Source organism: Gillisia sp. Hel_I_29, from assembly GCF_000744275.1.
Taxonomy (GTDB): domain Bacteria; phylum Bacteroidota; class Bacteroidia; order Flavobacteriales; family Flavobacteriaceae; genus Gillisia.
Window position 1 is genome coordinate 2,426,588 of sequence record NZ_JQLP01000005.1, and the last position, 14,173, is coordinate 2,440,760.

The 14,173-nt window shown below is 35.8% G+C and carries 10 protein-coding genes; 5 read left to right on the top strand and 5 right to left on the bottom strand.

The features are described from left to right. Positions 1 to 97: 97 nt before the first annotated feature. From P163_RS16245 to bglX, 3 genes are read left to right on the top strand one after another with little or no spacing between them, the layout of a single operon-like run. On the top strand, positions 98 to 1,471 hold the full coding sequence (locus P163_RS16245; RefSeq protein ID WP_051931274.1) for a glucoamylase family protein: 1,374 nt from the start codon (positions 98 to 100) through the stop codon (positions 1,469 to 1,471). 10 nt (positions 1,472 to 1,481) lie between these two features. Continuing rightward, positions 1,482 to 2,189, top strand: a complete 708-nt coding sequence (locus P163_RS16250; protein ID WP_034893676.1) for a prolyl oligopeptidase family serine peptidase — start codon at positions 1,482 to 1,484, stop codon at positions 2,187 to 2,189. A gap of 47 nt (positions 2,190 to 2,236) precedes the next feature. Further along, positions 2,237 to 4,609, top strand: a complete 2,373-nt coding sequence (gene bglX, locus P163_RS16255; protein ID WP_231556215.1) for a beta-glucosidase BglX — start codon at positions 2,237 to 2,239, stop codon at positions 4,607 to 4,609. A gap of 68 nt (positions 4,610 to 4,677) precedes the next feature. On the opposite strand, the gene P163_RS16260 is transcribed toward bglX, so the two are convergent. The 5 genes from P163_RS16260 to P163_RS16280 form a co-directional block, all read right to left on the bottom strand. After that, entirely contained in the window at positions 4,678 to 5,457 is a 780-nt protein-coding gene (locus P163_RS16260; RefSeq protein ID WP_034893679.1) for a DUF3050 domain-containing protein, read from the bottom strand. Positions 5,458 to 5,663: 206 nt separating this feature from the next. Next, positions 5,664 to 6,842: an acyl-CoA dehydrogenase family protein gene (locus P163_RS16265; protein ID WP_034893682.1), complete on the bottom strand. Its 1,179-nt coding sequence runs from the start codon at positions 6,840 to 6,842 to the stop codon at positions 5,664 to 5,666. Positions 6,843 to 6,900: 58 nt separating this feature from the next. Beyond that, positions 6,901 to 7,566, bottom strand: coding sequence for a tRNA1(Val) (adenine(37)-N6)-methyltransferase (locus tag P163_RS16270; protein ID WP_051931312.1), 666 nt, complete (start codon positions 7,564 to 7,566; stop codon positions 6,901 to 6,903). Positions 7,567 to 7,625: 59 nt separating this feature from the next. Then, positions 7,626 to 8,153 carry a ribosome maturation factor RimM gene (gene rimM / locus P163_RS16275; protein WP_034893688.1) on the bottom strand — a complete coding sequence of 176 codons (528 nt, stop codon included), beginning with the start codon at positions 8,151 to 8,153 and terminating at the stop codon, positions 7,626 to 7,628. Between the two features lie 15 nt (positions 8,154 to 8,168). Next, on the bottom strand, positions 8,169 to 8,708 hold the full coding sequence (locus P163_RS16280; RefSeq protein WP_034893691.1) for a 30S ribosomal protein S16: 540 nt from the start codon (positions 8,706 to 8,708) through the stop codon (positions 8,169 to 8,171). 289 nt (positions 8,709 to 8,997) lie between these two features. On the opposite strand from P163_RS16280, the gene P163_RS16285 reads away from it, so the two are divergent. Next, the gene (locus P163_RS16285; protein ID WP_034893694.1) at positions 8,998 to 9,447 is read left to right on the top strand and encodes a ferritin-like domain-containing protein; all 450 of its coding nucleotides are present in this window, start codon (positions 8,998 to 9,000) and stop codon (positions 9,445 to 9,447) included. A gap of 234 nt (positions 9,448 to 9,681) precedes the next feature. After that, positions 9,682 to 14,070 carry a DNA polymerase III subunit alpha gene (gene dnaE / locus P163_RS16290; protein ID WP_034893696.1) on the top strand — a complete coding sequence of 1,463 codons (4,389 nt, stop codon included), beginning with the start codon at positions 9,682 to 9,684 and terminating at the stop codon, positions 14,068 to 14,070. The last annotated feature ends 103 nt before the right edge of the window (positions 14,071 to 14,173 follow it).

Sequence of the window (14,173 nt, forward strand, 5' to 3'; positions counted from 1 at the left end):
GTCTAAAAAAAATAATCTTTTTTGAATTAGTAAAATGTGTTGCACTTCCAATTTGGGAGGGCAACATGTTTTTACCTAACGCAAACAAATCAGTTATATGAAAATTTATACCTACCTATTAATTGCATCCATCTTTTTAAACACTTCTTGTAAAAATACTGCTGAAGATCAGCAAAAATCAGAGATAGATTCCAACGATAAAACAATTCAAAAATTAGAAGGAGAAGCATTATTGGATACTGTAGAAAGTCAGACCTTAAAATATTTTTGGGACTATGCAGAGCCAAATTCAGGATTAGCTAGAGAAAGGTTTCATCCAGACGGTAATTATCCTTTAAATGATCAAAATATTATCACTACTGGTGGTTCTGGGTTTGGATTGATGGCCTTAATTGCTGGAATAGACAGAAAATTCATTCCCAGAGAAGAAGGAATAAAAAGATTAGATAAAATTGCAGATTTTCTGGCAAAAGCAGATAGGTATCATGGGGCATGGTCTCATTGGATTGATGGTGAAACAGGAAAAACTCAACCTTTCGGACAAAAAGATAATGGAGGAGATCTTGTAGAGACTTCCTTTTTAGCACAAGGTTTTATCGTGATCAGAGAATATTTAAAAAATGGAACAGATCAAGAAAAAGCGGTAGCTGCAAAATATGATGAACTTTGGAAAGGGATAGATTGGAACTGGTATACTAATAATAAAGATGTATTATACTGGCACTGGTCTCCAGATTATAAATGGGAAATGAACTTTCCGTTAGAAGGTTATAATGAAACTTTGATAACTTACATCATGGCCGCAGCATCTCCAACTCATAGTATTTCTGCAGATGCTTATCATAAGGGCTGGGCAAGAAATGGAGCTATAGTTTCACATAATTCTAAATATGGATTGCCATTAGTTCTAAAACATAATTATGCTGAAGAATTTGGGGGTCCCTTATTTTGGGCGCATTATTCTTACTTAGGCTTGAATCCAAAAGGACTTTCAGATGAATATGCAGATTACTGGGAGTTAAATAAAAATCATGTAATGATAGATTATTTGTACTGTGTGAAAAATCCTAATCAATTTGAAGGTTATGGTGAAAATGTTTGGGGACTTACCGCCAGTTATACAAAAGAGAAAGATGGGAGTACTGGATATACCGCTCATTCTCCTAATAATGATAGAGGAGTAATTTCTCCAACTGCAGCTATAAGTTCTATTCCATATACTCCTAAACAATCTCTAGCTGCCATGAGCTATTTCTATAATGAACTGAATGATCTTACTTGGGGACCTGCCGGATTTTATGATGCTTTTAGCTTGGTAGGAGAAGATTGGGTAGCCCCTCAATATTTAGCGATAGATCAAGGGCCAATGGTGGTAATGATAGAAAATTATAGATCGGGTTTAATCTGGGATCTATTTATGGGTGCCGATGAGGTAAAGCAAGGATTAGATAAATTGGGTTTTAAATATTAATTGATATAGCATGAAAAAGTTTTTAATTCTATTCTTAATAACAATGTTTCACTTTCAGGTGTTCTCACAAATTTCTGAACACTCTTTTGATGAAAAAGTTGAAGTTCCTGTAAAGTTAGATTATGTATTATATACGCCAGATGGATATAAAGATTCCAAAAAAGAGTATCCGTTAATTGTATTTCTTCATGGAGCCGGAGAGCGTGGCGAAGATCTTTCGAAAGTTTCGGTTCATGGACCTTTAAATTATATAAAAGAAGGAAATAAGATTGATGCTGTGATCTTGGCTCCACAATGTCCGGAAGGAGTGTATTGGAGAGCGCATGAAGTTGCCGCTTTGGTTAAAAAAGTGATCAAGGAGAATAGAATTGATGAAAGCCGCGTGTATTTAACAGGTTTAAGTATGGGTGGATATGGAGTTTGGGCTACAGGAGGAGAATATCCTGAGCTTTTTGCTGCGATGGCTCCGGTTTGTGGTGCCATTTATAGACCTATGTACAGAAACATCTCTCATATCCAAAAAATGCCGATTTGGGTGTTTCATGGTGCCTTAGATGATGTGGTTTCTCCAACCAATAGTAATGAAATGGTTAAGACGTTAAAAGAGGCTGGTAATGATGTAAAGTACACAGTATATCCATTAGCCAATCATAATAGTTGGACAGAAACTTATAACAATCCTGCATTATACGAGTGGTTATTAGCTCAGAAAAAATAGAATAAATGTCAAGATCTATAGGCTAGATCGAAAAAAAATAGAAGAAGATGGAAATGATTAATACCCTATATAAACCCACTACACTTGCAAAGAAATTAATTGTTTTGGCAATTTGTGGATGTTCTTTTGCCATGAATGCTCAAGAAAAAAAACTAAATAGCAAAAAGCCAACCATAGACTACTCGGCATATAAAGCTGATAAAGTTGAAATGAACAGAAAGATAGATTCCCTGATCTCTGTAATGACTTTAACAGAGAAACTTGGACAGTTAAATCTACCCTCTTCTGGCGATTTTACTACAGGGCAGGCTAAAAGTACAGATGTCGCCAAGAAGATTGAAGAGGGAAAGATTGGTGGTTTATTCAATATTAAAACAGTTGAAAAGATAAGAGAAGTTCAAAAGATCGCTGTAGAAAAAAGTCGTTTGAAGATTCCTTTGATCTTTGGGATGGACGTGATTCACGGGTATGAAACCACCTTTCCAATTCCATTAGGCTTGTCTACCTCTTGGGATATGGCGTTGATAGAGAAAACTGCACAAATGGCTGCCATGGAAGCGAGTGCAGATGGAATTAACTGGACATTTTCTCCAATGGTAGATGTTTCAAGAGATCCACGCTGGGGGAGAGTTTCAGAAGGGAATGGGGAAGATGCTTATTTAGGTGGAGAAATTGCAAAAGCAATGGTACGTGGGTATCAGCAAGATGATCTTAGTAAAAGCAATACCATTCTTGCTTGTGTTAAACACTTTGCTTTGTATGGCGCATCAGAGGCAGGGAGAGATTATAATACAGTAGATATGAGCAGAATTCGTATGTATAACGATTATCTGCCTCCTTATAAAGCGGCGATAGAAGCTGGGGTAGGTACTGTGATGGCTTCTTTTAATGAAGTAGATGGAATTCCTGCCACAGGTAACAAATGGTTGTTAACAGACTTGCTAAGAGATCAATGGGATTTTGACGGATTTGTGGTGACAGATTACACCGGTATTAATGAAATGATAGCGCATGGAATGGGTGATCTTCAAACAGTTGCTGCTTTAGCATTAAATGCAGGAGTAGATATGGATATGGTGGGAGAAGGATTTGTTTCAACATTAGAAAAATCGCTTTCAGAAGATAAAGTTTCAGAAGAAAGCATAGATACGGCGGTTCGAAGAATTTTAGAAGCGAAGTTCCAATTAGGACTTTTTGAAGATCCTTATAGATATACAGATAAAGAACGAGCAGATTCTGAAATCTTCACTAGCGTAAATAGAAAATTTGCCAGAGAAGTAGCCTCTCAATCTATGGTATTACTTAAAAATGAAAATAATGTTCTTCCAATTAAAAGATCAGGAACTATTGCAGTTGTTGGTCCGTTGGCCAATGCCAGCAATAATATGGCCGGAACTTGGAGCGTAGCTACTCCTCAAGATAAATCTGTTTCTGTATTGGATGGAATTAAATCTGCGGTTGGAAATTCTGCTAAAGTACTTTATGCTAAGGGGAGTAATTTGTCTTACGATAAAGAATTTGAAGCACGAGGAACTGCTTTTGGAAAAGACATTCCAAGAGATGGTAGGTCTGATGAAGAGATGTTAAAAGAAGCGGTATCCATTGCTTCAAAATCTGATGTTATTGTCGCTGCAATTGGTGAAGCCGCAGAAATGAGCGGAGAAAGCAGTAGTCGTACCGATATTTCTATTCCTAAGGCACAAAGAGATCTGTTACAAGCCTTGGTGAAAACCGGAAAACCTGTAGTGTTGGTGCTTTTTAACGGACGTCCGTTGGTGCTAACAGAAGAAGATAAAACAGTACCTGCAATTTTAGATGTATGGTTTGCAGGGAGCGAAACAGGAGATGCACTGGCAGATGTTTTGTTTGGTGACGTTAATCCATCGGCAAAGATCACAGCAACTTTTCCAAGAAATGTAGGTCAGATCCCTATTTATTATAATCATAAAAATACGGGGAGACCTCTAGAAAATAAAGAAGGGGAATTCGTAAAATTTCGATCTAACTATCTAGATGTTAGAAATGAACCTTTATACCCATTTGGGTATGGTTTAAGTTATACCACCTTTAGCTATAAGAATTTGAGTCTGAGTACGGAGCAACTTGCGGAGAATGAGACCTTAAAGATTAGCGTAGATATTACCAATTCTGGTAATCATGATGGAAAAGAGGTTGTGCAGTTATATGTAAGAGATCTTGTTGGCTCTGTTACTAGACCGGTTAAAGAATTAAAAGGTTTTCAGAAGATATTTCTCAAAAAAGGAGAAATGAAAACTGTAACATTTGAGCTTAGTGTTGAAGATTTAAAATTTTATAATTCCAGTTTAGAACATATTTATGAACTAGGAGATTTTGAAGTTTTTGTTGGAACTAATTCTGCAGACGATTCTTTAAGAACATCTTTTGAATTAGTGAAGTAATAAATTAATTTGTTTTAATAATAAAAGGGCAGAAAATCTATTTTCCTGCCCTTTCTTATGATTATTCTCTAATGAGTTGCTATAGTTTCTGAAATTTCACTTTCTATTCCGTCCCAAAGTTCGATTCTGTGTTCCAGACTTTTTTTAGAAATATACATCACTTCTTGCCATTTTTCAGGATCGTTATTGCAAAGTTCCTCTATCATTTTAAAAGCCATTGGCCCATGTTCATCGGCGTCTAGTTCTATATGTCTATCAAAATAATACTTAAAGAGCTTAAGATCTTCTTCCGGAAAATTCTGTTGTACACTTTTAATAATGGAAGTGAACATATCTGGAATTAGTCCTTCTCTTCCAAAGGTGAAAGCTGCAGCAATTTTATGTGGTTTTCCTTCCGCAATAGTTTCAAAAGTAAATTTCAAAAATTGTTTAATACTGAGAGGAAGATCGCTTACCGCGATGATCAAGAAAATATCTGTACCATGAGTTACCTGAAATAAAAGATCTTCAATCTTTTTTCTGCTGGCGCCACTTCTTTCCATCGCTTCCAAATACATCTCAAAATGACTTTGATGATTGCCATCTATATTCACATCAGTCTCTTCTGCAAGAACTATTTCGTTTATGAGGTATCTTATTTCAGGATTACCAACCGGTACCCAGGGAGTAGATGTTTTAGTTAGTTTTTCCTGCAACGATTTTAATAGAGACATGAAATCCCAGACTGCAAATACATGGTGTTCCATGAAACATCGTAAATGCTCCGGTCTGGTGATCTTATTATATAATGGATGATTTAATAATTGTGCTGTATGTGGCTTTAAAGCCTTATTTATATCCTGAATCATTTTCTTTCTTTAGAGTATGCAAAAGTAATTAGCAGCTTATTACTTTTAAAATGATTAACTGTGTTTTTCTGCTTTTTAACGCTTGTTGTAGCTCTCTTTTAAATAGTACAGATACAAGAGCGTAATGCGATTTAATATTGAGATATGAAAAAAGGGTAAGCCATTATGTATAGACTTACCCTTTGGTATTTAAGTTTTAATATTTCTTAATTGAAAGCAGATATCCCGGTAATATCCATTCCTGTAATAAGTAAATGAATATCATGTGTACCTTCATAGGTTATTACACTTTCTAAATTCATCATATGTCTCATTATGCTGTATTCTCCAGTAATACCCATTGCTCCAAGTACCTGTCTGGCTTCTCTTGCAACATTTAATGCCATAGCTACATTATTCCTTTTAGCCATAGAGATCTGAGCTGAGGTAGCTTTACCTTCATTTTTAAGAACACCTAATCTCCATGCTAAGAGTTGAGCTTTTGTGATCTCTGTGATCATTTCAGCCAATTTCTTCTGTTGTAATTGAAATCCGGCAATTGGTTTTCCAAATTGCATTCTTTCTTTAGAATATCTCAGCGCTGTATCATAACAATCCATTGCAGCTCCAATTGCTCCCCAAGAGATTCCATATCTAGCGGAATCTAAACATCCTAGCGGAGCTCCCAATCCACTTTTATTTGGTAAAAGGTTTTCTTTAGGAACTTTTACGTTATCAAAAATAAGTTCTCCGGTTGCACTTGCTCGAAGCGACCATTTATTGTGGGTTTCTGGTGTAGAAAAACCTTCCATTCCGCGTTCTACAATTAATCCGTGAATTCTACCATCTTCATTCTTAGCCCATACCACAGCGATGTCTGCAAAAGGCGAATTTGAGATCCATAATTTTGCACCATTTAATAAATAGTGGTCTCCTTTGTCTTTAAAATTAGTAACTAGACCTCCTGGATTAGATCCATGATCTGGTTCCGTAAGACCAAAACTTCCCATAAATTCTCCAGATGCCAGCTTAGGAAGAAATTTCTTCTTTTGCTCTTCACTTCCATAGGCATAGATTGGATACATCACCAAAGAAGATTGTACAGAAGCCGTAGATCTCACGCCACTATCTCCACGTTCAATTTCTTGCATTATAAGTCCGTAAGAGATCTGGTCTAAACCAGCTCCGCCGTATTCTTCTGGGATGTAAGGTCCAAATGCGCCAATATTGGCAAGACCTTTTATAATAGATTTTGGAAATTTTGCTTCTTGAGCAGCTTGTTCAATAATAGGAGAAACATCTCTTTTTACCCATTCACGAGCAGCATCACGAACCATTTTATGTTCGTCTGTAAGTAGATCGTCAATATTGTAGTAATCAGGAGCTTGAAATAAGTCGGCTTTCATTTATCGTGGGTTTGTACACAAAAATAGCCAACCCAAGAATAGCAAACAATTTAAAAGCTTATAATTTTAAGTAGAAAGGTTCTACCATTTTATGATATTCTTTAGTATAATGATGTCTGCTTTCCTCTAAAATCAATATATCTTGTATAGTTTCTTTCTGCTGAAAGCTCAATAAGATCAAACTTCTTTTAATTTCAGAAGTAGGAGTGCCTTTCACTCGGGTGATCTTTGAGGGGTATAAATTGCAAACTTTAGCCAACTCTAAGATCTTGCTTTCTTCATCTGCAGGCACTATCAGGCTTAATTTTCCTTCTTCAGAAAGTAACTTTGCCGCTCCAGAAATTAATTCTTCAAAAGGCAAAGCATCTTGAAATCTTGCAATTTCTCTAGAAGAGGTCTTTTTATCAGAAAGATTAGAATTATAAAAAGGGGGGTTACTTACAATTAGGTCATATTTTTCATCCTGCATCTCCTCTACAAATTCATCAAAGCCTGCATGATAACAATATAATCTATCTCCCCAAGGGCTATTTTCAAAATTTTCTACCGCCTGTTCATAAGCATTTTCATCTATTTCAAGAGCATCTATTAAATCTGCATAACTTCTTTGCGCAAGCATCAATGAAATTAATCCAGTTCCTGTTCCAATATCAAGTATAGAAAATACATTTTTATCTACAGGAGTCCAAGCACCTAAAAGAACACCATCTGTACCAATTTTCATGGCGCATCTGTCTTGAGAAATACTAAATTCTTTAAATTTAAAAGGAGCTTCCAAGCTAATTAATCTAAGTAAAGATCTATTAGACCTTCAGGAGTTTTTAAGAATATGATCTTATTCTTTTTATCTAACTTTTCTATGAATTCCTCATTCATAGGGATAAGAACTTCTTTACCGTCTTTTTCGATCTCAAATAAAGATTGGGCAGTGCTATCGTTTATAGAAACAATTTTTCCAACGGTACCATATTCTATATCCTCAACGGTAAATCCAATAATTTCATGAAAGTAGAATTTATCGCCGTCTAGTTCTGGAAGAAGAGTGAGAGGAAGGTAGAGATCACATTTCATTAGATCTTCAGCATCTTCTTCGGTATTTACATCTTCAAATTTAGCGCGAAGCAAATCGCTTTTGTGGAGAGAGCTTCTTTCAATAAAAAATGGAACCAGATTATCGTTGTAATCAACGAATACTGATTCCATTTCTGTGTAAGCTTCGGGTTCATCGGTATCAAGTTTAATTAATACCTCCCCTTTGAAACTAAATTTACTAACGATCTTTCCTAAATAGAAACATTCTTCTTTAAGCATCGCTAGTTAATTAAATTAAGCTTCTTTGTTTTCTTCAGTAGAAGCGTCTTCTGTAGTTGCTTCAGCATCATTAGCAGCAGCTTCTTCAGCAGTTGCAGCATCTGCAGCTTCTTTAGCAGCAGCTTCGCGCTTAGCATTTACTTCTTTTTCAGCTTCTAGAGCTTTTTGCTTTGCAGCTTCTTGCTCTTTAGATAAAGATTCTTTTTTATTAGAAACTTTTCCTTCTTTTTCATCTAACCAAGCTTGGAATTTTTCATCTGCTTGCTCTTCAGTAATTGCTCCTTTTCTAACTCCACCAGCAAGGTGGTTCTTAAGAAGAGCTCCTTTATAAGAAAGGATAGCACGGGCAGTATCTGTTGGTTGTGCACCGTTCTGTAACCATTTTACCGCTTCATTAACATCTAATTCGATAGTTGCAGGGTTGGTATTTGGATTGTAGATCCCTAATTTTTCAAGGTATTTACCATCTCTTTTCGCTCTAGCATCAGCAGCGATAATCCAGTAAAAAGGTTTTCCTTTTTTACCGTGTCTTTGTAATCTTATTTTTACAGGCATAAAAATTAATTTGTGAGGTTCTCGACCTCCATTATTAATGAGTCTGCAAAGATACTATATTTATTTATTCAGAACATAATTTTCTGAACTAAAGATACCTGTGTCTATTTAAATAGGCTGCTGTGCTTTTTAAAAGAGGGTTCTTGGCAGCAATTTAAGAGAAATTAAAATATTTTATTTCAGATTGTTAATTCCAGTTAAACAGTGCTAAACCTTGTTAAAAACCTGGATATACGAAGCTTAGCGTGTACTTTTGAAGAAGAAAAAATGTTTAATAAAAAATAAAGTTATGAAGTATTCTGAAGATGTTGCTAATAAATTAAATAGTCTGCTAGAAAAAAATTATGATTCTGAAAAAGGATATCAAATGGCAGCAGAGAACGTAAAAAATCCTCAGTTAAAAGAATTCTTTAACCAACGTGCTAAAGAAAGATATGATTTTGGACATGAATTAAAATCTGAGATCAAAAGTTTTGGACAAGAGCCGGACAAAGGAACTAGTTTGAAAGGAGATATTCACAGAGGATGGATGGATATTAAAACATCATTATCATCAGATAACGAAGAAGCAGTTTTAGAAGAAGCTATTAGAGGAGAGAAAGCTGCGGTAGAAGAATATAATGAAGTGTTGAAAAGTGAAGAAATTCCACCATCAACAGGGAATGTTTTAATGAAACAACGTAATTCTATTACAGATGCATTAAATAAAGTAAAGTCTTTAGAGCAGTGGAAAGATTAATTTCCATTAAATAAAATTGTTAGTTAGAGTTAGCCAGAAAACTCTTAGAAAAGTGCAGTAACACTGTGTTTTCCTAAGAGTTTTTTATTTTTGGGAAATTTGGTTAATAAATTGAAAGTTGGACGACTAGAGGAAGGTGAATTTTTTCTTATTTTTAAATCTGATTAGTTTTACTTCATGGTTTTTTGTTGATTTCTGATAATCAATGCATAACCTCCAAATATCCCTTATAGAATGTACCTTATTTTTGATACCGAAACCACCGGATTACCTAAACGCTGGGATGCTCCATTAACCGATTTTGACAATTGGCCTCGATGTATTCAAATTGCATGGCAGCTGCATGACGAAATGGGAAATCTTATAGAAAGTCAGGATTATCTTGTAAAACCTGAAGGTTTTAATATTCCCTTTGATGCGGAAAAAATTCATGGAATTTCTACAGAATTAGCGCAGGAGGAAGGGATTTCTTTACAAGAGGTATTAGAAAAATTCAACATTGCACTGCAAAAAACCAAATTTGTAGTTGGACAGAATGTAGGTTTCGACCTTAATATTATGGGAGCCGAATTTCTACGAGAGGGAATGGAAAATTCTCTTCAAGATTTTCCGGTGTTGGATACGTGTACAGAAAAAACTGCAGAGCTATGTAAGTTACCGGGAGGTAGATATGGTAGATTTAAATTACCTACCCTTACAGAACTACACGAAGAGTTATTTTCTGAACCTTTTGCAGAAGCTCACAACGCAACGGCAGATGTAGAAGCAACTACGCGTTGTTTTTTGGAATTGATCAGAAAAGAAATTTATACCAAAGAAGAGCTGGATGTACCTGTAGATTATTTTCAGAATTTTTCTGAAAGCAATCCTCAGCCTATACAGCTTATCGGTTTAAAACACATCAACCTTAAAAAGGCTTCTGCTAAAATTAGAGAACGACTCCAAAAGGTAAATGGGGTTGATGAAATTTCTACAGAAGAGATACAGGAAAATTTAGAAAAGCTAGATGAAGTACGATTTTCTCACCTCCATAACCATTCTCAGTTCTCGATCTTACAATCTACGATAAGCATTCCTAATCTTGTAAAAGCTGCAGGAGAAGAAAATATGCCTGCTGTTGCAATGACAGATCATGGGAATATGATGGGTGCTTTCCACTTCGTAAAAGAAGTAGGGAATTACAATAAAGCTGTAAGAGCAAAAAATGAAGCTGCATTAGCAAATAATGAACCTGCAGACGCAAAGGAGTTAAAAGCAGTTCTTGGCTGTGAATTCTTTGTTTGTGAAGATCATAAAGATAAAACCAGAAAAGACAACGGGTATCAAATTGTAATTCTTGCCAAAAATAAGAAAGGTTATCACAACCTTGCAAAAATGGCGTCTGCTGCTTATATAGATGGGTTTTACTATGTGCCTAGAATAGATAAAGAAGTAATAAAAAGATATAAAGAAGATCTCATTGTACTTACTGGAAATCTTAATGGAGAAGTTCCAGGAAAGATTTTAAATGTTGGAGAAAATCAGGCAGAAGAAGCTTTGATATGGTGGAAGGAAACTTTTGGTGAAGACCTTTATATAGAATTGATGCGTCATGATCTAGAAGAAGAGAATCGTGTAAATCAAGTCTTGCTTCAATTTTCCAAAAAGCATAATGTTAAAATAGTAGCTACCAATAATACTTATTATAGAGCACAGGCAGATGCTAATGCTCATGATATTTTGTTGTGTGTAAAAGACGGAGAAAAGCAAGCTACTCCTATAGGTAGAGGTAGAGGCTATAGGTATGGTCTTCCTAATAATGAGTTCTATTTCAAATCTGATCTGGAAATGAAATCATTATTTAAAGATCTACCACAAGCGATCTCTAACATTCAAGAGGTGGTAGACAAAATTGAGCCTTTTGAGTTAGCGCGAGATGTACTTTTACCTGCCTTTGATATTCCAGAGCGATTTATTGTTGCGGAAGATGCAGTAGATGATGGAAAAAGAGGGGAAAATGCCTATTTAAAACATCTCACTTATGAAGGTGCAAAAGGGAGATATGGTGAAATTACTGAAGATATTAAGACCAGATTGGATTTTGAATTGTCTGTAATTGAAAAAACCGGATATCCTGGATACTTCTTGATTGTTGAAGATTTTATTAGAGCGGCTCGACAAATGGATGTTTCTGTTGGTCCCGGTAGGGGTTCTGCAGCGGGTAGTGCTGTTGCTTACTGTTTAGCAATTACCAATATAGATCCAATTAAATACGATCTGCTTTTTGAGAGATTCTTAAATCCGGATCGTGTAAGTATGCCCGATATAGATATTGACTTTGATGATGAAGGTCGAAGTCGGGTAATGGATTATGTGATTAAGAAATATGGTGCAAATCAGGTGGCACAGATTATTACATATGGTACCATGGCAGCTAAATCTTCTATTAGAGATACTGCGCGGGTATTAGATCTTCCATTGAACGAGGCAGATCGAATTTCTAAGCTTATCCCAAACATGTCTAAGCTTGGGAAGATCTTTGGAGTAGATGAAAAAGAATTAAAAAAGAAATTTAGAAGTGAAGATCTGGATAAAGTACGAGAGCTTTTAAATATAGCCGATGGTGATGATCTTGAGGCACAAACCTTAAATCAGGCCAGAATTTTAGAAGGTTCTGTAAGAAATACGGGGATACACGCATGTGGAGTTATTATTACTCCTAGTGATATTACCAATTTCGTTCCTGTATCTGTAGCTAAAGATTCAGATCTTTATGTTACGCAATTTGATAACTCTGTAGTAGAAAGTGCAGGGCTATTAAAAATGGACTTCTTGGGGTTGAAAACATTAACCCTTATCAAAGACACTGTCAAAATTGTAAAAGGAAGACATAATATAGATCTAGATCCCGATAACTTTCCGCTAGATGATGAGAAAACCTATGAGCTTTTTCAACGTGGAGAAACGGTAGGGATCTTTCAATATGAATCTCCCGGAATGCAAAAGCACATGCAGGCATTAAAACCAACGGTTTTTGATGACCTTATTGCCATGAATGCGTTGTACAGACCGGGGCCAATGGAATATATTCCAAGCTTTATTGCTAGAAAACATGGAGATGAAGAGATAGCGTATGATCTTGAAGATATGGAGGGATATCTTAAGGAAACTTATGGTATTACAGTATATCAGGAGCAAGTGATGTTGCTTTCTCAAAAGTTAGCAGGCTTTACCAAAGGTGAGGCAGATATGTTGAGAAAGGCGATGGGTAAGAAATTAGTTGATTTGTTGGCTACTCTTAAGCCTAAGTTCTTAGATGGAGGAGAGGCAAAAGGGCATCCAAGAGAGATTCTAGAGAAGATATGGAAAGATTGGGAAGCTTTTGCATCTTACGCTTTTAACAAATCTCACTCTACATGTTATGCTTGGATAGCATACCAAACAGCTTATTTAAAAGCGCATTATCCTGCAGAATACATGGCAGCAGTACTTTCTAATAATATGAATGATATTAAGCAGGTTACCTTCTTTATGGAAGAATGTAAGCGGATGAAATTGAAAGTTCTTGGGCCAGATGTGAATGAATCTTACTACAAATTCTCGGTAAATAAGGAGTATGCGGTGAGATTTGGGATGGGCGCAATTAAAGGGGTTGGTTCTGGAGCAGTGGCTACCATTGTAGAGAATAGAAAAACAGAGTCCGGACCCTACAAGTCTATTTTTGATATGGCCAAGAGAATAGATCTGCGTTCAGCAAATAAAAAAGCTTTTGAAAGTTTAGCATTGGCTGGGGGATTTGATGGTTTTGGGAATCATCGTGCTCAGTATTTCCACGATGAGGGAGATGGAATTACCTTTTTGGAGAAGGTAATAAAGTATGCTGCAAAATTTCAGGAAAGTGAAAATTCTTCTCAGGTAAGCTTATTTGGTGAGGCCAGTGATGTTCAAATACCAGAGCCAGTGGTTCCGCCATGTGAAGAATGGGGTACCATGGGAAAATTGAAGCGAGAAAAAGATGTGGTCGGAATTTATATTTCCGGACATCCTCTAGACGATTTTAAAGCAGAGATCCATTATTTCTGCAATGCGCAGGTTTCAGACTTTAAAGATCTTTCTACCTATGTAAACAGAGAATTGGCATTTGGAGGAGTGGTTTCAGATGTGCAACATAGAACCTCAAAAATGGGTAAAGGATGGGCAGCTTTTACAATAGAAGACTATTTAGACTCTTATGAATTCAGAATATTTGGAGAAGAATATTTGAGATTTCAGCATTTCTTAGTCCCAAATGGTTTTGTCTATGTAAAGGCTTTTGTGAAGGAAGGTTGGACCAATAAAGATACCGGCGCTAAAAGTGAACCTAGACTTCAGTTTAATAACTTTCAATTGCTGCATGATGTAATGGATATCTATGCTAGAAAACTAACTATTCAGCTAGACATTAATCATATCAAAGAAGAACAAATTGAAAACCTAAAAGAGATTATTAGAGCTCATAGGGGAGATCATAGCCTTAATTTTATAGTGTATGAAATGAAGGAAATGGTGAAGGTTGATATGACTAGTAGAAAGCAAAAAGTAAAGATTTCTCAAGAATTGCTTGACGCTTTGGAAGGAGAGCAAGTAATGTATAAATTGAATTAGAAAAATAAAATCGTCTTAATTTTAAAGAAATTGTACATTCAAGCTGTTTGTAGAAAATACAGTGCGTCTTAATTTGAATGGTCTTTATAAGATAGGGGCTTAC

Bases quoted from the DNA above. Each gene is read 5' to 3' on its own strand.
- dnaE (WP_034893696.1), top strand. From the start codon at position 9,682: ATGTACCTTATTTTTGATACCGAAACCACCGGATTACCTAAACGCTGG.
- P163_RS16285 (WP_034893694.1), top strand. From the start codon at position 8,998: ATGAAGTATTCTGAAGATGTTGCTAATAAATTAAATAGTCTGCTAGAA.
- P163_RS16270 (WP_051931312.1), bottom strand. From the start codon at position 7,566: ATGAAAATTGGTACAGATGGTGTTCTTTTAGGTGCTTGGACTCCTGTA.
- P163_RS16250 (WP_034893676.1), top strand. From the start codon at position 1,482: ATGAAAAAGTTTTTAATTCTATTCTTAATAACAATGTTTCACTTTCAG.
- rimM (WP_034893688.1), bottom strand. From the start codon at position 8,153: ATGCTTAAAGAAGAATGTTTCTATTTAGGAAAGATCGTTAGTAAATTT.
- P163_RS16265 (WP_034893682.1), bottom strand. From the start codon at position 6,842: ATGAAAGCCGACTTATTTCAAGCTCCTGATTACTACAATATTGACGAT.
- bglX (WP_231556215.1), top strand. From the start codon at position 2,237: ATGGAAATGATTAATACCCTATATAAACCCACTACACTTGCAAAGAAA.
- P163_RS16280 (WP_034893691.1), bottom strand. From the start codon at position 8,708: ATGCCTGTAAAAATAAGATTACAAAGACACGGTAAAAAAGGAAAACCT.
- P163_RS16245 (WP_051931274.1), top strand. From the start codon at position 98: ATGAAAATTTATACCTACCTATTAATTGCATCCATCTTTTTAAACACT.
- P163_RS16260 (WP_034893679.1), bottom strand. From the start codon at position 5,457: ATGATTCAGGATATAAATAAGGCTTTAAAGCCACATACAGCACAATTA.